This is a genomic window from Nocardia sputorum, from assembly GCF_027924405.1.
In the GTDB taxonomy this organism is placed as follows: domain Bacteria; phylum Actinomycetota; class Actinomycetes; order Mycobacteriales; family Mycobacteriaceae; genus Nocardia; species Nocardia sputorum.
The window spans coordinates 1,001,430-1,023,891 of sequence record NZ_AP026978.1 but is presented as its reverse complement, the minus strand read 5'-3'; the positions used below and the strand labels follow the sequence as shown (position 1 = coordinate 1,023,891).

The 22,462-nt window shown below is 70.3% G+C and carries 15 protein-coding genes; 8 read left to right on the top strand and 7 right to left on the bottom strand.

The genetic code is table 11. From position 1 onward, the window contains the following. Positions 1–301 precede the first annotated feature (301 nt). The 4 genes from QMG86_RS04520 to QMG86_RS04505 all read left to right on the top strand — a co-directional run bounded on the left by QMG86_RS04520 (position 302) and on the right by QMG86_RS04505 (position 8,369). A complete protein-coding gene (locus QMG86_RS04520; RefSeq protein WP_281877858.1) occupies positions 302–3,163 on the top strand; it encodes an SWIM zinc finger family protein in 2,862 nt (953 codons plus the stop codon). After that, a complete protein-coding gene (locus QMG86_RS04515) occupies positions 3,160–4,260 on the top strand; it encodes an ATP-binding protein (protein WP_281877857.1) in 1,101 nt (366 codons plus the stop codon). Before QMG86_RS04520 ends, QMG86_RS04515 begins: the two co-directional genes overlap by 4 nt. Beyond that, positions 4,239–6,869: a DUF5682 family protein gene (locus tag QMG86_RS04510; protein WP_434086154.1), complete on the top strand. Its 2,631-nt coding sequence runs from the start codon at positions 4,239–4,241 to the stop codon at positions 6,867–6,869. The genes QMG86_RS04515 and QMG86_RS04510 overlap by 22 nt, the downstream gene beginning before the upstream one ends. A gap of 342 nt (positions 6,870–7,211) precedes the next feature. Continuing rightward, positions 7,212–8,369 (top strand): VWA domain-containing protein, encoded by a 1,158-nt coding sequence (locus tag QMG86_RS04505; protein ID WP_281877854.1) that lies wholly within the window; start codon positions 7,212–7,214, stop codon positions 8,367–8,369. Positions 8,370–8,758: 389 nt separating this feature from the next. Here QMG86_RS04505 and QMG86_RS04500 read toward each other — a convergent pair whose 3' ends face one another. From QMG86_RS04500 to QMG86_RS04475, 6 genes are all read right to left on the bottom strand, one after another. Next, a complete protein-coding gene (locus QMG86_RS04500; protein WP_281877851.1) occupies positions 8,759–9,577 on the bottom strand; it encodes a phosphatase PAP2 family protein in 819 nt (272 codons plus the stop codon). A 557-nt stretch (positions 9,578–10,134) separates the two neighbouring features. Further along, positions 10,135–12,663 (bottom strand): ABC transporter permease, encoded by a 2,529-nt coding sequence (locus QMG86_RS04495; protein ID WP_281877849.1) that lies wholly within the window; start codon positions 12,661–12,663, stop codon positions 10,135–10,137. Between the two features lie 34 nt (positions 12,664–12,697). Next, positions 12,698–13,474 (bottom strand): ABC transporter ATP-binding protein, encoded by a 777-nt coding sequence (locus QMG86_RS04490; RefSeq protein ID WP_159847230.1) that lies wholly within the window; start codon positions 13,472–13,474, stop codon positions 12,698–12,700. A gap of 239 nt (positions 13,475–13,713) precedes the next feature. Continuing rightward, the gene (locus QMG86_RS04485) at positions 13,714–14,640 is read right to left on the bottom strand and encodes a hydroxymethylglutaryl-CoA lyase-like TIM-barrel protein (protein WP_281877847.1); all 927 of its coding nucleotides are present in this window, start codon (positions 14,638–14,640) and stop codon (positions 13,714–13,716) included. Continuing rightward, positions 14,637–14,804, bottom strand: a complete 168-nt coding sequence (locus tag QMG86_RS04480; protein WP_195085818.1) for a hypothetical protein — start codon at positions 14,802–14,804, stop codon at positions 14,637–14,639. The genes QMG86_RS04485 and QMG86_RS04480 overlap by 4 nt, the downstream gene beginning before the upstream one ends. Continuing rightward, a complete protein-coding gene (locus tag QMG86_RS04475) occupies positions 14,801–16,021 on the bottom strand; it encodes a CaiB/BaiF CoA transferase family protein (protein ID WP_281877845.1) in 1,221 nt (406 codons plus the stop codon). The genes QMG86_RS04480 and QMG86_RS04475 overlap by 4 nt, the downstream gene beginning before the upstream one ends. A 336-nt stretch (positions 16,022–16,357) precedes the next feature. Here QMG86_RS04475 and QMG86_RS04470 point away from each other — a divergent pair, with 336 nt between their 5' ends. Then, positions 16,358–17,287, top strand: coding sequence for a TauD/TfdA dioxygenase family protein (locus QMG86_RS04470; RefSeq protein ID WP_281877844.1), 930 nt, complete (start codon positions 16,358–16,360; stop codon positions 17,285–17,287). 297 nt (positions 17,288–17,584) lie between these two features. Here QMG86_RS04470 and QMG86_RS04465 read toward each other — a convergent pair whose 3' ends face one another. After that, positions 17,585–18,355, bottom strand: a complete 771-nt coding sequence (locus QMG86_RS04465; RefSeq protein WP_159847215.1) for a deoxyribonuclease IV — start codon at positions 18,353–18,355, stop codon at positions 17,585–17,587. Positions 18,356–18,478: 123 nt separating this feature from the next. Between QMG86_RS04465 and QMG86_RS04460 the strand changes: the two genes are divergently transcribed. The 3 genes from QMG86_RS04460 (at position 18,479) to QMG86_RS04450 (ending at position 22,288) form a co-directional block, all read left to right on the top strand. Next, the gene (locus QMG86_RS04460; protein ID WP_281877843.1) at positions 18,479–18,724 is read left to right on the top strand and encodes a hypothetical protein; all 246 of its coding nucleotides are present in this window, start codon (positions 18,479–18,481) and stop codon (positions 18,722–18,724) included. Positions 18,725–18,850: 126 nt separating this feature from the next. Next, positions 18,851–20,668, top strand: coding sequence for a serine/threonine-protein kinase (locus QMG86_RS04455; RefSeq protein ID WP_281877842.1), 1,818 nt, complete (start codon positions 18,851–18,853; stop codon positions 20,666–20,668). A 3-nt stretch (positions 20,669–20,671) separates the two neighbouring features. Further along, a complete protein-coding gene (locus tag QMG86_RS04450; protein WP_281877841.1) occupies positions 20,672–22,288 on the top strand; it encodes a serine/threonine-protein kinase in 1,617 nt (538 codons plus the stop codon). Positions 22,289–22,462: the final 174 nt, after the last annotated feature.

Below are 22,462 nucleotides of genomic sequence, written 5' to 3'. Positions count from 1 at the left end.
GATGGATATGGTCATCGAAACGCCTGCGCCCTGTCTCGATGTCCACCCCTCGCCAACCCCGGCGGGCAGCTCGATGGTGTCTACACCCGTTCCGGGTGGCTCGGTCGAGCCGAACAGGACAGAATGCCAGAGCGTCCCCATCGGCGCAAGATTTGTCCGAATGACGAATACGGCGCCGAGACAAGCGCTTCCGAGCGCGGCGCGGCACCGGTGGCGGCACATGTCGGTGCGCTGCGGTAGAAATCCGGTCAACCGAGCAACGAAGGAAGGCGATGAGCCACCACCGAGCTGGAGCCGCGCGATGACGACGCCGTGGACCGAAGACCAGGTCGCGGCGCTGGCGCCCGACGCGAATTCGCTGTCGGCGGCCCACAAGCTGGTGCATCGCTGGCGCGAGTGCGGGCAGCACGGCACGGCGCTGTGGGGGCGGTGCCAGGGCAGCGGCGCCACGCCGTATCAGACGATCGTCGACCTGTCCGGCCCGGCGTACCGGTGCTCCTGCCCGAGCCGCAAATTTCCCTGCAAGCACGCGTTGTCGCTGTTGCTGCGCTGGGCCGCGGGCGAGGTCGCCGTCGCGCCGGAGACCGCGGACTACGCGGCGTCGTGGATCGGCGGCCGTGCGGCGCGGGCCGCCACGACAGCCGACCGCCCCCGCACCCCGAACCCCGCTACCGCCGAACAGCGCCGGGTGCGGGTGACGGCCGGACTGGAGGAACTCGACGTCTGGCTCGGTGACCAGGTACGCACCGGGCTCGCGCAGGCCGACCGCTCGTATCGCGCCTTCGAAGCCGTGGCCGCCCGGATGGTCGACGCGCAGGCTCCCGGCCTCGCCGCCACCCTGCGCAGGCTCCCGGCCGCCGTGGCCACCAGGACCGACTGGCCCGAGGTGGTGCTGCGCGAGTACGCGCGGATGCACCTGCTGATCGCCGCGCACCGGCAACTCGACGCGTGGCCGGCTCCGCTGCGTGCCAGCATCCGGACCCACGTCGGCTATCCGAACCCGGCCGAGGCGGTGCGCGCCGAACCTCCGGTCCGTGACCGGTGGATGGTGTTCGGCTCGCGGATCACCGAGGACGAGCGCCTCTATACCCGGCGCACCTGGTTGTACGGGCGGACGAGCGGGCGCTGGGCGCTGGTGGTCGACCATTCCTTCGGTTCCCCCGGCTTCCCCGCCGACGTTCCCGCGCTCGGGCAGCTGGCCGACGCGCAGCTGCATTACTACCCGGGCGCCGCGCCGTTGCGCGCGTTGTGGGGAGAACGGCACAGTGCCGCCGAACCTTTCACCACGCTGCCCGTCGACGCCGATCGGCCCGCCACGATCGCCGCCGCGCTGGCCGCGCACGCGTCGGCGCTCGGCGCCGATCCGTGGGTGCGCTCGTGGCCGATGCTGCTGGCCGACGTGATCCCCACCCGCACCGAGCAAGGCTGGTTCGTCACCGAATCCGATGGCACGGCGCTGCCGATCCGGCCCGGGGAGCAACCGTGGACGCTCCTGGCCGTCTCCGGCGGTCATCCGGTCACCGTGGCAGGCGAATGGAGCGCCGACGGATTGGAGCCGATTTCGGTGTTCGCCGCGGGTGAGGTCGTCGACCTGGCCGCCACCGAGACCTTCGGGCCCGAGCCGGACCGCCCGGCTCCCGGCAACGCGGACCTCACTTCCGTCGCGTTGCTCGGCACCGCGCGCCGCGCCCCGGATTCCGCCGCACTGCCGCCCCCGATCGCACGCGCGGCCGGCCGGTTGCCGAGCGATCCCGCGACGCGTCTGCTCGAAACGGCCGCGTTGCACGACCTTTTCACCCGCGGTGGAGTCACACCGGCCACCGCGGCGGCGCCGGAGCCCGCACCGGACGACCCACGGCCGTCACTGCCGCGTCCGGCGGCGGCGCGGCTGGCGCGCATGCTGCGGGAACGTTCGGCATTCCTTCCCGAATGGTTCGAGGCCGCGCTGCCGTACGACTACCGCGCGCCGGACGCCCTCTGCGAGCAGCTGCTCGAGCACGCGAAGATCAATGCCTCGTTACGCGAGCCGCTGCTGCGCCTCGCGGGTGCCCGCGGCAGCTGGCTGGCGGCCCGGCATCCGGCCTGGCGGGAACTCGTGCGGCGGTCGTCGACCACGTCCGAGCGCTCCACCGACACCTGGCTGTTCGGCCAACCCACCGAGCGGCGCGACTGGCTCGCCGACCTCCGGCGCGCCGACGCAGGCGCGGCGAGGGCGCAGTTGACCGCGGCGTGGCCGAAGGAGTCGGGCCCGTTGAAGGCCGAACTGCTGGCCGTTCTCGCCGAAGGCCTCGGCCCGGACGACGAGCCCCTGCTCGAAACGGCGTTGGACGACCGGCGCGCCGACGTGCGCCGCACCGCCGCCGGACTCCTCGCGCTGCTGCCGGAATCGGCGTTCACGCGTCGGATGCGCGAGCGAGCGAGCGCGTGGATCCGCGCCGAGCACCGGATGCTGCACACGAATGTGGTGCTCACGCTGCCCGATACGCTCGACGCCGCCGCGCAGCGCGACGGGATCACCGATCGCACCGTGGAATTCGCCTACCGCTGGAACGGCGCGCCCGACGTGCTCGCGGCCCGGCTCCGGCAGGTGGTCGCCGCCACCCCGCTGACGCACTGGGCCGGTGTGCTCGGCACGCCGCAGCAGGCGGTGCGCGCCACGATCGAAGACCGGTTCCGGCAGCCGGTCTTCGACGGCTGGGTGGACGCCGCTCTGGCGCAGCGCGATTCGGCCTGGGCGCGGGCGCTGTTCGAGGCGGGCGTGCCCACCGACCTCGCGATGCTGCGCAGGAGGGAACTGTTCGCGCTGCTGCCGCGGGCGGATCGGACCGCGCACCTGGTGCGGCTGGACGGCTCGTGGCTGTCCGAAATAGAAGCGCTGCTGCCCGCGATGGGCCACCCGTGGCCGGACACGCTGGCCCAGCACGTGGTGCTGCTGCTGTTCGAGCGGGCACGGGCGGCGGCGCGGCGCCCCGAGACGCACGGCGCGGCGCCGAACGCGCATCGGTCGCTGCTCGCCGCGGCCGCGGTCCACCTTCCGGTCACCGCCGCGGACACGCTGTCCGCGGTGGCCCGCCGGTGCGACGATCCCGCCTGGGCACGAGCCTTCGACCAGCTCGCCCACGACCTCACCCACCGCTCGATGATGCTCGAGGAGTTGCAGTGACCACCACCGACCCGGCGCCGGACCTGCTGCGCCCCCATGCCGAACAGGCGTACGCCGACGAGTTGCGCGCCCTCGCCACCGCCGACGACCGCACCCGCCCACCGTCTTGGCGGTTGTCACCGTGGGCGGTGGTCACCTACCTGCTCGGCGGCACCCTCCCCGACGGCACCGTGATCACCCCGAAGTACGTGGGTCCGCGCAGGCTGATGGAAGTGGCGGTCGCGACGCTGGCCACCGACCGGGCGCTGCTGCTGCTCGGCGTGCCGGGGACCGCGAAGACCTGGGTGTCGGAACACCTTTCCGCCGCCATCAGCGGTTCCTCGACGCTGCTGGTGCAGGGCACCTCCGGCACGGCCGAAGAGGCGATCCGCTACGGCTGGAACTACGCGCGGTTGCTCGCGGAGGGCCCGAGCGAGGCGGCGCTGGTGCCGTCGCCGGTGCTCACGGCCATGCGGGCAGGCTCCATCGCCCGGCTCGAGGAACTCACCCGCATCCCCTCGGACGTGCAGGACGCGCTGATCACCGTCCTGTCCGAGAAGACGCTGCCGGTGCCCGAGCTCGGTATGGAGGTGCAGGCCGCCAAGGGCTTCAACGTCATCGCCACCGCGAACGACCGCGACCGCGGGGTGAACGAGTTGTCCTCCGCGTTGCGCCGCCGGTTCAACACGGTGGTGCTGCCGCTGCCCGCGAGCGAGGACGAAGAGGTCGCCATCGTCAGCAGGCGCGTCGAGCAGCTCGGTTCCGCGCTGGAACTGCCCACCGTGCCCGCGGCGGCCGAGGAGGTGCGGCGGGTGGTGCGGGTCTTCCGCGAACTGCGCTCCGGCAGCACCGCCGACGGCCGGACCAAGCTCAAGTCGCCGTCCGGAACGCTGTCCACGGCCGAGGCGATCTCGGTGATCACCAACGGCATCGCCCTCTCGGCGCACTTCGGCGACGGTGTGCTGCGCGCCTCCGACATCGCAGGCGCGGTGCTCGGCTCGGTGATCAAGGACCCGGTGGCCGATGCCGTCGTGTGGACCGAGTACCTGGAGGCCGTGGTCCGCGAGCGACCCGACTGGGCGGACTTCTACCGCGCTTGCCGCGAGGTCACCGGGTGACCTCCGGCACCGGATCCACCGCGGTGACCAGGGTGTTCGGCATCCGCCACCATGGTCCCGGGTCCGCGCGCTCGCTGCGGCTGGCCCTGGCGGACTTCCGGCCCGACATGATCCTCATCGAAGGTCCCGCGGACGCCGATCCGCTGGTTGGCTACGTCGCCGCCGAGGGGATGACCCCGCCGGTCGCGCTGCTGGCGTACGTTCCCGACGCACCCGCCAAGGCCGCGTTCTGGCCGTACGCGGTGTTCTCGCCCGAGTGGCAGGCGCTGCGGTACGCGGTGGACAACGACGTGCCGGTGCGGTTCTGCGACCTGCCCGCGACCGTCACGCTCGCGACGGAGGACGAGCCCGGCGACCGGTTCGACCCACTCGCCGCTCTCGCCGAGGCGGGCGGCTACGACGACGCCGAACGCTGGTGGGACGCCGTCGTCGAATCCGTGCCCGACGCCGAGGCGTTCGACGCGATCACCGAGGCGATGGGCGCACTGCGGGAGACCGCCGAGCGACCTGCGCAAGGCGACCCGGCCTCGGGCACCGGCCCGGCGAACGGGAACCCGTCGAGCGGCGAGTCCACGGACACCGGAACCGTCGGCACAACGCCGGCGGTCGAACCCACCGCAGACCACCCAGCACAACGCGTACCCACGAGCACCGGAACCACGGGAGACCGGCACCTGGACGGTCCCGCATCCGCAGACCACGCGACGCCGCCCGCGGAAGACCCTTCGGCGAACCGCGCGCCTGAACCGGATGGGGACCGAGCGGCCACCGAATCGGGGCGCGGTCGATCCGAGAGCGATCAACCCCGGACCGCCCCACCAGCACAGGATCGATTCACGAAGAGCCCTGCGCCGGAATTCGATTCGGTCGCAGAGGCGGTCTCCGAATCGGTTGCCGAATCACCGCCAGAGCCACTCGTGGTCGACGCGCACACCTTGCGGCGCGAGGCCTACATGCGGCAGACCATGCGCAAGGCGCTCAAGGACGGGGCGGTGCGGCTGGCGGTGGTGTGCGGTGCGTGGCATGCGCCCGCGCTCACCGGCGCGCTGGGTCCCGCCGCGCCGGACGCCCGGTTGCTCAAGGGGCTGCCGAAGACCAAAGCCCGGCTCACCTGGGTGCCGTGGACGCATTCGCGGCTGTCCACCTCCTCCGGCTACGGCGCAGGCGTCACCTCGCCGGGCTGGTACCACCACCTGTTCACCGCCACCGAGCAGCCGATCACCCGCTGGCTCACCAAGGTGGCGGGGGTGCTGCGCGCCCACGATCTGCCCGTTTCCAGCGCGCACGTCATCGAAGCGGTCCGGCTCGCCGACACCCTCGCCGCGCTGCGCGGCCGGCCGCTCGCCGGTTTGCCGGAGGTCACCGAGGCCACGCGGTCGGTGCTGTGCGGCGGTGACGAAACGATGCTGCGGTTGGTGATCGGCGAACTCGTGGTGGGTGAGGCGCTCGGCGCCGTGCCGGAGGAGACGCCGACCGTGCCGCTGGACGCGGACCTGCGCGCCACGATCCGTTCGCTGCGGATGAAGCAGGAGCCCGCGATCCGCGCCATCGACCTGGATCTGCGCAAGCCACGCGAGGTCGAGCGGTCACGCCTGCTGCACCGCCTGCGGGTGCTCGGCATCGAGTGGGGCACGCTCACCACCAGCGACGTTCGCAGCACCGGCACCTTCCGGGAGACCTGGACGCTGCAATGGCATCCCGAGTACGCGATAGCGGTCATCGAGGCCTCGCGCTGGGGTACCACCATCCGCACCGCGGCGGAGGCGAAGATCCTCGACACCGCGAGCCGCGCCGACCGCTCGGTGGGCGAACTGACCGCCGCGCTGGAAGTCGCGCTGCTCGCCGACCTGGGCGGTGCCACCGACGGTTTGATCGCCCGGCTGGAATCCACGGCGGCGCTGGACCACGACGTGACCCACCTGCTGGCCGCGTTGCCCGGCCTGATCCGCACGCTGCGCTACGGCGACGTGCGCGGCACCGACACCAAAGCGCTGGCCCACGTCGCCGACGGGTTGCTGGTGCGCATCTGCGCGGGCCTGCCCGCGGCGGTCACCGGGTTGGACACCGACGCTGCCACCGATCTGCGCGGGCTGCTGGACGCGGCGCACACCGCCATCCACACCAGAGACGACGGCTGGGCCACCGGCGAGTGGCTGGCCGCGCTGCGCCGCGTCGCCGACCGCGACGACGTGCACGGCGCCCTGGTGGGGCGCGCCGTCCGCTTGCTCGCCGACGCGGGCCGCATCGATGACGCCGAATCCGCGCGCCGCCTGTCCGCGGCCCTCTCGGTAGGCGCAACGGCCGCGGCCAAAGCGGCGTGGATCGACGGGTTCCTCGGCGGACGCGGCCTGCTGCTGGTGCACGACCGGGAGTTGTTGCGGCTCATCGACGACTGGCTGCGCGGACTGGGCGACGACACGTTCGTCGAGACGCTGCCGCTGCTACGCCGCACCTTCGGCGGGTTCGAATCAGGTGAGCGCCGCGCGATCGGGCAGGCGGTCCGCGACGGCGGGTCCGCGGCCGCCGCGGCGGCTGTCGCCGGAATCGACACCGACCGCGCCACAGTCGCGGTGCGTGCGGCAGCGGAGATTCTGGGGGTCACGATATGAGCAGTCAGGCGGGGATGTCGGCCTCGCGGCAGCACCACGCCGTCCATATCGAAAGCGCACAGAGCACAAGACGCCAGGCCCGCAGACGACAGCGCAGCACTATCGCCCGCACCGAAAGCGGGGACAGTGTGAGCGGGTCAGGCCCGGCGGCGCCAGTTCAGCGTCCACCCGTGACGTCCGCGCATGCCGGAAAGGACACAGCATGAGCGGTCAGGCCTGGAGGCGGCAGCGCAGCGTAACCACGCAAGGCCCCGCCCATGCCGACAACAGACACAGCATGAGCGGTCAGGCCTGGAGGCGGCAGCGCAGCGAGGTTCCCGCCCTTACCTGGAAGGACCCGGCATGATCGACGAAGCACAGTCCCGGCGTTGGCGCTTGGTGCTCGGCGCGGCCGCGGAGGAAGGATTGGGCGGGCTTGGCTCCGGTCCGGACGCGGCCATGGACCGGGCGCTGTCGGCGCTGTACAACACCGATGACGAGACCTCCCCCGGCAAGCGCACCGGCGGTTTGCAGGGTTCGGCGCCGCGCGTGGCCCGCTGGCTCGGCGATATTCGCAGCTACTTCCCTGCCTCCGTCGTCGAGGTCATGCAGCGTGACGCCGTGGAGCGACTCGATCTCACCCAGCTTCTGCTGGAGCCGGAACTGCTCGAGGCGGTGGAGCCGGACGTGCACCTGGTCGGTACCCTGCTGAGCCTGAACCGGGTGATGCCCGAGACCACCAAGGCCACCGCCCGCATGGTGGTGGAGAAGGTGGTGCGGGAGATCGAGCAGCGCATCGCGGCACAGACCGTCGCCGCCGTCTCCGGCGCGCTGAACCGCGCTGCCCGCGTCTCCCGGCCGAAATTGCGGGATATCGACTGGGACCGCACCATTCGCAAGAACCTCGCCACCTACCTGCCCGAGCATCGCACTGTGGTGCCCGAACGCCTGGTCGGCTACGGCCGCAAGGCGCAGGCGGTGCGGCGCGACGTGGTGCTGGCCATCGACCAGTCCGGTTCGATGGCCGCCAGCGTCGTGTACGCGTCGGTGTTCGGCGCGGTGCTCGCCTCCATGCGGTCGCTGCGCACCTCGCTGGTGGTCTTCGACACCGAAATCGTCGACCTCACCGACAAACTCGACGACCCGGTGGACGTGCTGTTCGGCACGCAACTCGGCGGCGGCACCGACATCAACCGGGCCCTCGCCTACTGCCGGTCGTTGGTCACCCGCCCGGCCGACACGCTGTTCGTCCTGATCTCCGACCTGTACGAGGGAGGCATTCGCGACGAGATGCTGCGCCGCGTGCGCTCGATGCAGGAGTCCGGCGTGCAGGTCGTCGTATTGCTCGCCCTCTCCGACGACGGCGCGCCCGCCTTCGATCACGACAACGCCGCTGCTCTTGCCGCCCTGGGCATCCCGGCCTTCGCCTGCACGCCCGACAAGTTCCCGGAGCTGCTGGCCATCGCCCTCGATCGGGGTGATGTGCAGTCCTGGGCGCATACGAACGCCGCCCACCACTAGATCCCGCCTTGTCGGTTGGCGTTGTCGACTACCGGAGATCAGGACGGTCGGACCGCGGTGACCTGGGCTTACTCGTTCCAGCCCACCGCGGCCCCGTCGCGGCCACCGGTATCGGCATTCGTCGGCCGGACCATGTCGGCGCTCATGCGGGAGACACTCGCCGCAAGCAAGAGCGGCGCGGAAGCCGCGGCCGGAACGGGTCAGCCGGGGTAACCGCCGGGGAATCCTCCCAAAAGGGAGAACACCTGAATGGCAAGCGAAGACAGCAGATCCATGATGGTCATCGGTTCCATGGCAACTCCTTGTCCGGACGGGCGAACAGGATGACTCCGCGATCGTACGCGCGACGGAGCGCTCTTCCGGTCAGCGCCGCCGCGCGTGGCGGACCGCTAGGAGCTGGTCAGCATGGGTTTCGGTGGAACGGGACCCATCACGCCCCACGCCGTCGCCGCCGCGGGCACCACGACGGGATGCAGCACGGCGGACAGCGCCAGCAATACGACCGCGACGATGACGTCCAGCCAGTAGTGGTTGGCGGTGCCGACTACCACGAGCGTGGTCAGCGCCGGATGAGCCAGGGCGAGCCAGCGCCACGGCGTGCGGGTCGCGGCGACCACCGCCACACCGAGCAGCAGCGCCCAGCCGACGTGCAGCGACGGCATGGCCGCGAACTGATTGGACAGACCGCCGGAATCCGCCGCGCCGTAGACGGATTGGCCGTATCGCGCGGCCAGGTCGACGAAGCCGTGATCGGCCAGCATGCGCGGAGGCGCGAGGGGGACCAGGATGTGCACCGCGAGCGCGCCCGCGGTCAGCGCCACCATGAGATTCCTGGTCCAGCGATAGTGCTCCGGCCGGAACATCCACAGCCACAGCAGCACTCCCACTGCCACGGTGAAATGCGCACTGGCGTAATAGAAGTTGGCCGGAACGGCGAGGAACTCGCGGTGCAGGAACAATGCCTGAACCGTCCGCTCGTCCGGCAGGCCGAGCCGTTCCTCGAAGCCGAGCAGGCCGTGCGCGTTGCCCATGGCGCGCCCGGTGTCGTCGGCGGTGATCAGCCGCCCGGCGCGATAGCCGAGATAGAGCACCGTGATCAGAAGGAGCTGGGTCACCGCTTCGCCGCCGCGACCGCGCACCGCCGACCGCATTCGTTCGACGACTCCGCCCGGCGCGAACTCCAGTTCGCCGAAGTCCACAGCGACCATCGCGCGGCCTCCTTCCCCGTCGAATCAGGCCGTTTACCGGAAATTAAGTGGAGTGGTAACCTCCGTTTGAGTTAACACTACGAACCGGACAACTTCAGCAGGATGTGACGGGATAGACACCGCCACGATGACGATCGAATTCGCTTGTGTCGCAAGTGAATTCGCGATTCCTTCGGTCCGCACCATGCGAGGCGGCAGGCACCGGCAGCGGCGGTCTTCCGCCATTCGGTGCGCGCACGGCGCCCGCGCCGAGAGTCACCCAGGGGTACCAGCGGTCGCATACGAATCGGCGACGACTCCGTCGGCGGGTCCAATGAACGGGACACTTTTCGCTGTCAGCCCGCAGACGACGCGGCGATACCGTCGGTGTCCGGCGCGGCCGATCTTCGGCAAGAAGATCACCAACTTCTACGCCGTGCGCAACCCCGACAAACTTGTCACCGTGGCGGTTCCGCGGCGGATCAGCCGATAGCGGGAGCCGACAACGTTCCGTCGTATCCACGACCGCACTGATCCGTCACCCGTGCGGCGCACCGCGCAGGTGCGCCGCACGGACGTCAGAGATCCGCGATGGCCGCCAGCGGCGGTGTGCGCGCCGCCCGCACCGCGGGCCAGAGCGCGGCGAGCACCCCGACAACCGCCGAGCTGACCAGGACCAGGACCAACTGGCTCCACGGGACGGCGATCTGGTCGAGCCCGAAATCGCGCAGGGTCCGCAGGAAGCCGACGCCGAGCCCCAGCCCGAGCGCCATGCCGACGACCGCGCCGAACACCGCGATCAACATCGACTCCAGATAGATGGTCCGGCGCACCTGGGGGCGCTGCATGCCTACCGCGCGCAGCATGCCGATCTCCCGCCTGCGCTCCACGACCGACAACGCGAGGGTGTTGACGATGCCGAGGATCGCGATCACCACCGCCAAGGCGAGCAGGCCGTACAGGATGGCCAGCAGGGTGTTGATCTGCTTACCCTGTGCTCCCTTGAACTCCTCGCGGTCCTGCACCTGCACCACGACGAACTGCTCGGTGGCCTTCTCCAGGTCGGCGCGCATCTGGGTGAGATTCGCGCCCGATCGCGCCTTGATCAGGACCAGGAAGTTGGTCCGGAAATTGAGCGGGACGACCTCGTCGTAGACCGTCTGCGACACCACCATCGGACCGAGCAGCGGGTTCTTCTTGTACACGCCGGTCACGGTGAGCGGAACCTTTTTACCGTCGACGCTGGTCGGGGTCACCTGATCGCCGACCTTCCATCCGCGATCAGTGGCCTCGTCCTCCGACACGAGTACGTCCCTGGCGCCGAGGGTGTCGCCGCCGCGCACGATCTCGTAGTTCAGCACGCCGGCCAGCGGACCGTCCGGCGACGTGGCGAACACCTGCTCGTCGCCGAGTTTGAACCCGGCGCCTCGCATCCCCACCGCCTGCTCCACTCCCGGCACCTCGGTGCGCGCGGCATCGGCCGCGCCGAACGGCACGCCGAGCAACTGCGGTCCCGCCAGCACGTAGTCGGCCCGCACCCCCTTGTCGACCAGCACACCGACGCTCTCCTTCGCCGAAGCGCCCAGCATGCCGATGGCCGAGACGAGCATCAGTCCCAGGGTGAGCGCGAAGGCCGTCGCGGCGGTGCGGCGCGGATTGCGCGCCGCGTTGTTGCGCGCCATGCGGCCGATCGGCCCGAACGGGCGCACCAGCACTCCGAGCCCACCGACCAGCGGCCGCGACAGCGCGGGCGCGGCGAGCAGCACCGCGAAGACCAGCCCGAGCGCGCCGACGCCGACCGTGGCGGCCGCCGTACCGCCGGTGCGCTGCGCCCCCAGCACGACGAAACCCGCGCCGAGCACGGCGAGCACCACACCGAAGACCGTGCGCAGGCGCAGCGACTCCCCGGTGGACGCGAACTCCTCGCGCATGGCCTGCACGGGCGGAATGCGCGAGGCGCGGCGCGCGGGCGCGTAGGCGCTGACCATCGTCACCGCGAGACCGACCAGCAGCCCCACCACGATGGTCCGCGGCCGCACCGCCATCGATCCGGTCGGCAACCCGAGGTCGAACGCGTTGAGCACCGCCGACAATCCGAACGCCAGACCGACGCCGCCCGCGAGACCGACGGCGCTGCCGATCAGCCCGATGACGAACGCCTCCGCCACCACCGACGTGCCGACCTGCCGCCTGCTCGCGCCGACCGCGCGCAGCAGCGCCAGCTCCCGCAGGCGTTGCGCGACGATCATCGAGAAGGTGTTGTAGATGATGAACGTGCCGACGATCAGCGCGATCGCGCCGAAAGCGAGCAGAAAGTAGTTGATGAAGTTGAGCGCGTCGGACACTTCCTTCTTCAGGTCCGCACGCACCTGATCGCCGTTCTGCACCTTGTAGCCCGGCAGTTCTCGGGCCAGGTTGTCGCGCAGTTCGTCGCCGGGGATGCCGTCGGCCGCCAGGTCCACATACGCGACGTGCAGGCCGTCGGTGAACAGCTTGCGCGCCTGCGTGTCGTCGAACAGCACCCCGATCAAACCGCCCGTGTCAGACGGTATTTCGTAGATGCCGGTGAGGGTCACATCGATGGGATCCGGCTGGGATGGGATGAGGATCTTCGTCCGGTCTCCGACCTTCAGTGCGGCGCGCTCGGCCCCGCCGGTGTTGAGCGCGATCTCACCCGGCCGGGCGGGCGGGACGCCCTGCAGGAATTTCTCCGGCTCCGCGACGGCCTTCTCCGGCGGCAGGTAGGACTTGCCGAACGTCGGCGCACCGCCGGTCTGGACGGCCTTCTTGCCCGCCGGATCGAGCAGCACCACCGGGCCGTTCACGCTCGGCGCGACCGTGCGGACGCCCGGATACTTCACCAGCTCGTCCACCACATTGTTCGGAACACCTTGCGCCTGGCGCTCCTTCGGGCTCACCCGGACGTCGACGCCCTTCGCCTCGTTGGCGAAGATCCCGTCGAACGTGCTCTGCAACGTGTCGGTGAAGACGAACGAACCCGCGATGAACGCGGTGCCGAGCACCACCGACAAGAGGGTCAACGCGAGCCGCACTTTGTGCGCGGCGAGATTGCGCAGCGCGACTTTGCGCATCGGACTTCCGGCCATCACGCCCGCCCCCGATTCTCCCGCGAGCGCCCGATCACGCCTGCTCCAACGCTTTCATCCGGTCGAGCACCGTGTCGGCGGTCGGATCGCGCATCTCGTCGACGATGCGTCCGTCGGCGAGGAACACCACCCGGTCGGCGAACCCGGCCGCGTGCGGTTCGTGGGTGACGATGACGACCGTCTGCCCGAATTCGTCCACCGCGGCGCGCAGGATCGACAGCACCTCCTCCGAGGCGCGGGAGTCCAGGTTGCCGGTCGGCTCGTCACCGAAGATGATCTCCGGCTTGCCCGCCAGCGCCCGGGCGCAGGCCACCCGCTGCTGCTGACCGCCGGACAGCTCGCTGGGACGGTGCGTGAGCCGATCGGTCAGCCCGAGCCGCTTCAGCACCGTGTCCAGCCACTCCTGGTCTGGTTTGCGTCCCGCGATGTCCAGCGGCAACGTGATGTTCTCCAGCGCCGTCAGCGTCGGCACCAGGTTGAACGCCTGGAAGACGAAGCCGATCCGGTCCCGGCGCAGGCGCGTCATCTGCTTGTCGGACAGCGTGGTCAGGTCGGTGTCGCCGATGCGGACGGTGCCCGAGCTGGCGCTGTCCAGCCCGGCCAGGCAGTGCATGAGGGTCGATTTGCCCGACCCGGACGGACCCATGATCGCGGTGAACTCGCCCTTCGCGAACTCGGCCGACACCCCGTCCAATGCCCTGACCTGGGTATCACCCGATCCGTAGACCTTGGTCAGTTCGATAGCGTGGGCCGCGACATCGGTGGATGCCGCCAGGTCGGCGGTGTCGGCGCCCAAGGCTTGCGAAGTCATGCCGTCCAGTCTTACCGGCATCTCCCCCGCACGCCATCAGGGAACACCCTGTGTTGGATTTGCATGCTCGGTCTCGCTTCGCTCGAAACCAGTGGTCGAGGTGAGCTGAGCGCGTCGGGTTGGAGCCTTCCGGAACTGGCTCGCAGTTCGGACGCACCAGCACTGCTCCGATGTGAGCCGGGCAGACGGCAGTGTGCGCCGTTCGGCACAAGCCCGGTACCCGGCCGGTTCGGGAGCGACTATGCCTGCGGCTGACTTACCACCCACGCGAAAGCCGATGCCTTGGATCTGGCTCCTTCGAGGGTGCGGGAGCGGTTGGGTTCGCCGAGTTCGGCCAGTAGTTCTTCCGAGAGGTCGACCAGCGCGGCCAGGGTGGCAGGGGTGAACCAGTCCGGCCTGGTGGCGAAGAGAATGTCCTCGGAAGCGGTGTTGCCGCTGGCACCCGGCGCGAAGGGGCAGCCGCCGAGCCCGCCGAGCGCGCCGTCGACCATATCCGCGCCCGCCGCGATCGCGGCGAGGGTGTTGGCCACGCCCATGCCCCAGGTGTCGTGACCGTGGAAGACGACCCGTCGCGCGGGCGTCCGGTCGCGCACCGCGGCGACGAGCGCGGCGACCTCGCCGGGATGGGCCTGGCCGAGCGTGTCGGCCAGGACTATGTCGTCCGCGCCCTCGGTGCGCGGGTCGCGGGCGATGGCCAGTACCCGCTCCGGGTCGACCGGGCCGTCGAACGGACAGGTGAATGCCGTCGCCAAGCAGAGCTGAATGGACCCGTCCACCTCGCTGGCCAGGCGCACCGCGTCCGGCATGGCGGCGACGCTGGCCTCGGTGTCACGTCCGATGTTCGCCCGATTGTGCGCGTCGGAGACCGAGAAGCAGTACTGGAAATTGCGCACTCCCGCCGCGGCGGCCTTCTCCACATGGCGCGGCGTCGCCACCCAGACCCAGCAGCGGCTCAGTTCCTCGGGCGTCAACGCGGCGACCAGTTCCATGGTGTTCGCCATCGGCGCGACCAGGTCCGGGCGCGCCATCGAGCCGATCTCCAGCGCGGGCACGCCGAGTGCGAGCAGGCGGCGCACGATGTCCACCTTGCGCTGCACGGGCAGCAGCTTGCCGGTCAGCTGCAGTCCGTCGCGCAAGGTGACGTCGCGCAGCACCGGCGCGGTCATCGCTGCTCCCGCGCCCGGTGGTGCCCGCACATCACGCCGCCCCAGGGCTTCTCGCCCGCTCCGGTGGGATTCGGCTGGACGGCGGGCCTGCTGGTACCCGGCGAACGCAGTTCCCGGGTCCCGCGCCCCTTCGGACGCCTGCGGTCGTGCGGTCGCGTGCTCATCGCGCCTCCAACGCATCGATCTCGGCCTCGCTCATGCCGAGCAGATCGGACAGCACTTCCCGGGTGTGCTCACCCAGGTCGGGGCCGACCGTACGGATGGGAAGGGACTGATCGCCGATCACCGGGACGATGCCGGGAAAGCCGACCACCTTCGGCTCCGGCGCGCCGACGTCCACGGCGAACGGCTGAATCATGTTGCGTGCCCGGTACTGCTCGTCGGCCACGATGTCGGCCGCGGTGTAGATCGGGCCGCACGGGATGGCGGCGGCATCCAGCAGTTTCAGCGCCTCGGCGCGGGTGTGCCGGATCGTCCACTCGCCGATCGCCGCGTCCAGCCGCTCCCGGTGGCGCCAGCGGCCCGCGTTGTCCTGGAGTTCCGGGTCCGCGGCCAGGTCCGGCCGCTCGATGACCGCCATGTAGCGCTGGAAGATGGCGTCGCCGTTGCCGCCGATGATGATGCTGGTCCCGTCCGCGCACGGGTAGGCGTTGCTCGGCGCGATGCCCTCCATCCGGCCGCCGACGCGTTCGCGCTGGATGCCGTAGGCGAGATAGTCCGGCACCAGCGACTCCATCACCGAGAGGATGGCTTCGTTGAGCGCCACGTCGATCACTCTCTCCCGCAGCGGGACAGGCGCGTCCCGCTCGGTGCTGCGCTCGCGCTGGAACAGCGCCATCACGGTGCCGAACGCGGCGTAGATGCCCGCGATGGAGTCACCGATCGAGACGCCCGTGCGCACGGGGGGACGGTCCGCATCGCCCACCAGTTCGCGAAGGCCACCCACCGCCTCGGCCACCGCCGCGAACCCGGGACGCTCCGACATCGGCCCCGTCTGCCCGTAGGCGGAGATCCTGGTGATCACCAGATCCGGATTCGCCTCGTTCAGCACCTCCGGCCCCAGGCCCCACTTCTCCAGCATGCCGGGCCGGAAATTCTCCAGCAGCACGTCACAGCGCCGCACCAGATCGAGCACTATCCCGCGCCCCGTCTCGGTGCGCAGGTCCAGGGTGATCGACTTCTTGTTCCGGTTGATAGTCCGGTACAGCATCGAGGTGTCGCCGCCGTAGAGCCGCCAGTTGCGCAGCTCGTCGCCTGCCTTCGGGCGTTCCACTTTGATCACCTCGGCGCCGAAATCACCGAGGATGCGCCCGGCGGTCGGCGCGGCGATGTAATTGCCGAGTTCCAGGACGCGCACCCCGTCCAGCGGCCGAATACTCATGGCAACCAGTCTGGACCATGCCGTGCCGGTTTCCGCACCGCCCGCGGCGCCGCGTGTTCGCGGCCGTGGTGAGTTCGGGGGGCACACGCACCCTCCGCTTCGGTCGCCGCGCGGGGTCCAGGGCGGCGGGAGCTGGTCGCGGTGCACCCGCCGACGGTGGATCCGCTTCGGTCACCGCGCGAGGATCAGGGCCGCGGGAGCCGGTTCACGGTGCGCCGGGCGCTGCCGGTTCTTCCGCCCTGTTTGCGATCAGCCCGACGAAAACCCTGGTCAGCGATGTGGTTTCGGTGATGTGCTCGAGCGAGCACCAACCGATCTCGACAGCGAAGGTATCTCATGACGGTCGCACCCGTAACACCGACCACCGCCTCGGTGACCAAGCTCGGCGCCCGCATCGGCGCGCGGATCGACAACGTCCGGCTCGGCGGCGATCTGGATTCGGTGACCGTCGAGGTGATCCATCGCGCACTGCTGGAGCACAAGGTCGTCTTCTTCCGCGGGCAGGATCACCTGACCGAGGACGGGCAATACGAATTCGCCCAGCTGCTCGGCGCGCCGACCACCCCGCATCCGACGGTCACCTCGCACGGCGTGAAGAGCCTGGCGATCGATTCGGAACACGGCCGCGCCAACAGCTGGCACACCGACGTCACCTTCGTCGACCGCATCCCGAAGGCGTCCATCCTGCGCGCGGTTCACCTGCCGTCCTACGGCGGCGCCACCACCTGGGCCTCCACCGTCGCGGCCTACGAGTCGCTGCCGGAGCCGCTCAAGCGGTTGGCCGAGTCCTTGCGCGCCGTGCACACCAACGTCTACGACTACGCCCGCGTCGAGGAGACGCCGCGTCCGAACACGGCCGCCTACCGCGCCGAGTTCGAATCCACTTACTACGAGACCGAGCACCCCGTGGTGCGCGTGCACCCGGAGACCGGCGAACGCGCGTTGCTGCTCGGCCACTTCGTCAAGCACTTCGTCGGGCTGTCCAGCACCGAGTCGCACGCGCTGTTCCGGCTGTTCCAGGACCGGGTGACCCGTCTGGAGAACACCACCCGCTGGAATTGGGCCCCCGGTGACGTCGCGATCTGGGACAACCGCGCCACCCAGCACTACGCCATCGACGACTACGACGACCAGCCGCGCAAGCTGACCCGCATCACGCTGGCCGGCGACGTCCCGGTCGGCGTCGACGGCGCGACGAGCACCACCATCGCGGGCAACGCCGAGCACTACTCGATCATCGAGGACACCCAGCTGCTCGCGTCCTGAGCCGAGGACCCCGCATGGTTGCCGGACCCCGGCTGTTGAGGGGCCATGCGGTGTCTTCGGTCGGAGCTGAGGTCAGCTCCGCTGTCGCGACGGAACCGACCAGCCGAATCGGCCCGTCGTGCGCCCGAAGCGCGGCGCGTCGCCGGGAAGCACCCGTGGTCGCCGGCTGGCTTCCGACGCGCTGGTCCGATCGCCGAAAGCGCCCGTCTCGATCAAGACCAGTCCGTCGGACGCCGTCTCGACCGGATGGCAGTGGTTCCCGGCATGCCGCGCGGCGATCGAACCCAGCGCCGCACCTCAAGCACAGTGCTCGCGCAAGTACGCCAGGTCCTCCGCGAGGCCGTCCCCCGGAGTTTCCAGGACAACCGGCGCGCCCGCCGTCCGGCACACCTCGGCGAGCAGTTGCGGGTCGATGGTGCCGTCGGCGAAGTTGGCGTGCCGGTCGGCGCCGGAGTTGAACTCGTCGCGGGAGGAGTTCAGGTGCACCAGGTCGATGCGCCCGGTGATCGCCTTGATCCGGTCCACGACGCCGACGAGTTCTTCGCCGCCCGCCCAGGCGTGGCAGGTGTCCAGGCAGAAACCCGCGCCGTAGTCGCCGACCGCGTCCCACAGCCGGGCGATGGCGTCGAAGTGCCTGGCCATGGCGTGATTGCCGCCGGCGGTGTTCTCGATCAGGATCGGCACCGCGAAACCGCCCTTGTCCTGCTGCCGCTCGAACAGTTTGCGCCAGTTGTCGATTCCGGTCTCCAGCTCGGCGTCGGATCGCACATGCCCGCCGTGCACCACCAAGCCGAACGCACCGAGGTCGGCGGCCGCCCGCGCTTGCTGGGCCACCGCGTTGCGCGAGGGCATGCGCAGCCGGTTGTTCAGGCTCGCGACGTTGATCTGATAAGAGGAGTGCACCACGACATCGATCGGGCTGGCGAGGATCTCCTCGGTCCGCGGGTGCGGGGTGGGTTTGTCCCAGCTCTGCGGATCGACCACGAACATCTGGATGACGTCGGCGCCGAGTTTCTCCCCGAAGCCGATCGGGTCACTGTCGAGCCGGACGTGTGCTCCAATGCGCATGCGGGCCACAGTACTGGCAGCTACCGACGACAATCGAGGTTGCGCCGCGACTGTTGCATCCCGATGGTTCGCAGAGATACATGGATAGTGTCCGCGCGCTCGACTCGACAAGGGGGTGTAACGGTGTCGCAGACCGGCGATGTGTTCGCGGGCTATCGCGTCAAGCGCGCCCTCGGCCGAGGCGGGATGGGGACCGTGTCCCTGGCCAGGCGCCGCCCCGTGCACCCCGGCCTGATCGAGTTGCCGAACTTGTCCATGCGCCCGGGATCCGGGGTGCGGCCGCACCAGCAACCTCCGGACCCCCGGCCCCCGCCGGGCGGTCCGGGTCCCGTCGATCGCCCGCGCGTCACCACGCTCGACGAGCGATAAGGCGAGGCGCGACTACTGCTATGGTTTCGATGTTTTCCGTGGTCGGACCCTGCTCCGGCCACGCATTCTTTTGCTGTACGCCTGTTCGCCGGTGGGTCCCGGCGGGCGGCGGGAAGTGGAGCAGTCATGCTGGCCAGCGGTGATGTTTTCGCCGGCTATGTCATCGAGCGGCAACTCGGCCGCGGTGGCATGGGCTCGGTCTATCTGGCGAAACATCCGCGGCTGCCGCGGATGACCGCGCTGAAGCTGCTGAATCGGGAGATGTTCTTCGACAAGGAGGTGCGGGCGCGGTTCGAACGGGAGGCGGATCTGGTCGCCCAGCTCGATCACCCGAACATCGTCACGGTCTACGACCGCGGGCTCGAGGACGAGCAGCTGTGGATCTCGATGCAGTACGTCGACGGCATCGACGCCGCGTCGGTGGAACCGAAGTCGCTGCCCCCCGAACGCGCCGTGCAGATCATCAAGGAGACCGCCGACGCGCTGGACTACGCGCACGGCAACGGGGTGCTGCACCGGGACGTGAAGCCCGCCAACATCCTGCTGGCCCGCTCCACCGCCGGTCGCGGCGAGCGGGTGTACCTCACCGACTTCGGCATCGCGCGGCTGCGCGACGACACCGGTCATCTCACCCAGACCGGCACGTTCACGGCGACGCTCGCCTACGCCTCGCCCGAACAGCTCACCGGCGCTTCGCTCGACCACCGTTCCGACCAGTACTCGCTGGCCTGCTCGCTGTTCTGGTTGTTCACCGGCACCGGACCGTTCTCCGCGACCAATCCCGCCGCGGTCATCCAGGGGCATCTGCAGGGCGCGCCGCCCGCGCTGAGCAGCGTCCGGCCCGGACTGCCTTTCGCGCTGGACGGCGTTCTGGCCAGGGCGATGGCCAAGCGGCCCGACGACCGATACGGCAGCTGCGCGGAATTCGCCGCGGCCGCCAAGCAGGCGCTGACCGGTTCGAGTGTGCCGTCGATGCCGGTGGTGGGCGGCCCACGCCCGGTCACCGGGCCACCGCACCCGACCGCCGGACCACGTCCGACGACCGGGCCGCAGGTCCCGACCACCGGCTCGCCGTATCCGGCGGCGCAGGGCCACTTTGTCAGCGGTCCCGGACACCAGATGCACACCCCGCAGACCAGCGGACCGAACCCGCTCGCCGCCTCGGCGTCGCCCGCGACTCCACCGCCGGCGCCGGTGGCCAACTCGCGACCGCAGACCGGCCCCGCGCCGCAGCCGACGGCCGCCAATCCTTATCCCCAGCAGCAGTTCTCCGGCTTCGCCGCGCCGCCCGCGCCGCCGCACGGCGCACACGCCCATCCTTCGGCCGTGCCGCCGCCCAAGAAGAACACCGGGCTGATCGTCGGCCTGGCGGTGGGCGTGGTCGTGCTGATCCTGGTGGCGCTCGGCATCATCGGCGCGGTCTCCGATTCGGGCTCGAACAACGGCGGCACCACGACCACATCGGCGGTGAAGCCGAACCTCGTCGACGCGACGCCGGAGTCGATCAGCGCGGAGTTCCCGCGGATGGTGCCCGCTTCCCAGACCGAGGAGATCGGCTACAACGGCGCCGAGTGCTGGCTGGCCTCGCCGAGTTCGCCGCCCTCGCCGTCCAAGGGCGACCCGGACTTCGGCGACTGGGCCGCGCAGTGGCGCTGCTTCAAGGGCGGCAACAACGAGGACCCGTACTACCGCATCTACGTCTACAAGACTCCGGCCGACGTGCAGGCGGTGCTGAAGACCCTGCCCTCGTCGGCCACCAAGTCCACCGACACCAACGGCGGGAAGACCTACACCAATTACAAATACGTCGACGAGGGCGCCAAGATGGTGACCGCGTTCACCGGCGACCCGGATCGAACCCAGTACCTGATGTACACCGACGGCTTCGCCCACACCACCATCGACGAGGCGCTGCGCTGGTGGCGCTCGGCGCCGCTGAACTGACCGATGCTGCGCACCGGCGAGGTCTTCGCGGGATACACCATCGAGCGTCTGCTCGGCCGCGGCGGGATGGGATCGGTGTACCTGGCCCGGCATCCGCGGCTGCCCCGGCTGACGGCGATGAAGCTGTTGAACCCGGAGCTGTTCGACGACCGGGAGATCCGGGCCCGCTTCGAACGGGAGGCGGACCTCGTCGCGCGGCTGGACCACCCGAACATCGTGACGGTGTTCGACCGGGGCATCGAGGGCGACCGGCTGTGGATCTGCATGCGCTACATCGACGGCACCGACGCCGCCGCGCTGGACGCGTGGACGTTGCCGCCGCAGCGGGCGGTGCAGATCATCGCGGAGACGGCCAAAGCGCTGGACTTCGCGCACAGCCGCGGCGTGCTGCACCGTGACGTGAAACCCGCGAACATCCTGCTGGAGCGCGTCGACGGCGAGCAGGAACGCGTCTACCTCTCCGATTTCGGCATCGCCCGGTTCCGGGACGACACCGGAAGGCTCACCCAGACCGGGACCTTCACCGCCACCCTGGCCTACGCCGCGCCGGAGCAGCTGTCCGGTGCGCCGCTGGATCACCGCGCCGACCAGTACGCGCTGGCCTGCACGCTGTTCCGGTTGCTGACCGGCACGGTGCCGTTCGACGCGACCAATCCGGTCGCGGTGATCCAGGGCCATCTCAGCGCTCCACCGCCACCGGTCAGCAGGCTGCGGCCCGGATTACCGGTGGCGTTGGACGGCGTCCTGGCCAAGGCGATGGCCAAGCACGCGGCCGATCGTTTCGACTCGTGCGGTGAGTTCGCCGCCGCCGCATGGCAGGCGCTCACCGCTCCCGCGACGTGGTCGCCACCGCCCGCGCCGAATGCGCCGCCCCGAGCCGACGCGGCGATCCCCCAGCGTCCGGCGCGCGCCTACCTCGGCCCGAGGCGTCGTTCCCGATGGCATGCGTCGGTGGGCGGCTGGATCGGCTTGCTGTTGGTGGTCGCCCTGCTCGGTCTCGTCGTCGCGGTGGCCCTCACCGACAACGGTTCCCCCGGTTCCGCCGCCCCGACGACGACCGCACGCCCGCAGAACACCATCTCCGCCGCGCCCTCGACCGGGCGGCCCACCACGACCGCGTCCACCACCGCGGACCGTGCCACGATCGGCGCCCGCGCGGCGGAGCTGAGCGCCGCGTTCCCGGACATGCTGCCGGAGACCTCCGCGCAGCGCTTGGTGCACTCCGGAACCGGGTACAACAAGGCGGGCTGTTTCGCGCACGCGCCGGACTCCGCGACGACGCGCGACCACGACGATCCGGATTTCGGTCCCTGGCTGGTGATGTGGAGCTGCTTCGGCGGCCCGAACAAGGCGTCCTTCGACTTCTACCTCTACGGTTCCCCCGCCGACGCGCAGGCGGCGCTAGCCGCGCTACCGGCCAACGACCGCGCCACCGCCACCAACGACAGCGGGCGCAGTTACACCAACTACACGCTGCACGACAGTCGCAACCTGCGCCCGCGGATGGTCACCGCCTTCTCCTCGGATCCGGGCCGCGCGGCCATGTTGATGTACAGCGCCGGATTCATCGCCACCGACGCCGAGTTCATGGCTTGGTGGAAATCCGCACCGCTGAATTGAGTTGCGGGGAGACGCAAGGGTATGCCCACCCGCCGCGCGTTCCGCGGCCACGTTCGGCAGGCCCCGCGCCGCGCGAGTGGATGCCGACACGACCGATGGTGGCCGACGACCCACGCGTGGAGCGGTACCGGTAGTTGCTCGCGGTCAGCAACGGGTGGCCCGCGCCGCCGACTC

Excerpts from the sequence above, each read along its gene's own strand:
- QMG86_RS04480 (WP_195085818.1), bottom strand. The coding sequence starts at position 14,804 with ATGAGCACGCGACCGCACGACCGCAGGCGTCCGAAGGGGCGCGGGACC.
- QMG86_RS04490 (WP_159847230.1), bottom strand. The coding sequence starts at position 13,474 with ATGACTTCGCAAGCCTTGGGCGCCGACACCGCCGACCTGGCGGCATCC.
- QMG86_RS04500 (WP_281877851.1), bottom strand. The coding sequence starts at position 9,577 with ATGGTCGCTGTGGACTTCGGCGAACTGGAGTTCGCGCCGGGCGGAGTC.
- QMG86_RS04505 (WP_281877854.1), top strand. The coding sequence starts at position 7,212 with ATGATCGACGAAGCACAGTCCCGGCGTTGGCGCTTGGTGCTCGGCGCG.
- QMG86_RS04465 (WP_159847215.1), bottom strand. The coding sequence starts at position 18,355 with ATGCGCATTGGAGCACACGTCCGGCTCGACAGTGACCCGATCGGCTTC.
- QMG86_RS04485 (WP_281877847.1), bottom strand. The coding sequence starts at position 14,640 with ATGACCGCGCCGGTGCTGCGCGACGTCACCTTGCGCGACGGACTGCAG.
- QMG86_RS04495 (WP_281877849.1), bottom strand. The coding sequence starts at position 12,663 with ATGGCCGGAAGTCCGATGCGCAAAGTCGCGCTGCGCAATCTCGCCGCG.
- QMG86_RS04455 (WP_281877842.1), top strand. The coding sequence starts at position 18,851 with ATGCTGGCCAGCGGTGATGTTTTCGCCGGCTATGTCATCGAGCGGCAA.
- QMG86_RS04475 (WP_281877845.1), bottom strand. The coding sequence starts at position 16,021 with ATGAGTATTCGGCCGCTGGACGGGGTGCGCGTCCTGGAACTCGGCAAT.
- QMG86_RS04470 (WP_281877844.1), top strand. The coding sequence starts at position 16,358 with ATGACGGTCGCACCCGTAACACCGACCACCGCCTCGGTGACCAAGCTC.
- QMG86_RS04450 (WP_281877841.1), top strand. The coding sequence starts at position 20,672 with ATGCTGCGCACCGGCGAGGTCTTCGCGGGATACACCATCGAGCGTCTG.
- QMG86_RS04520 (WP_281877858.1), top strand. The coding sequence starts at position 302 with ATGACGACGCCGTGGACCGAAGACCAGGTCGCGGCGCTGGCGCCCGAC.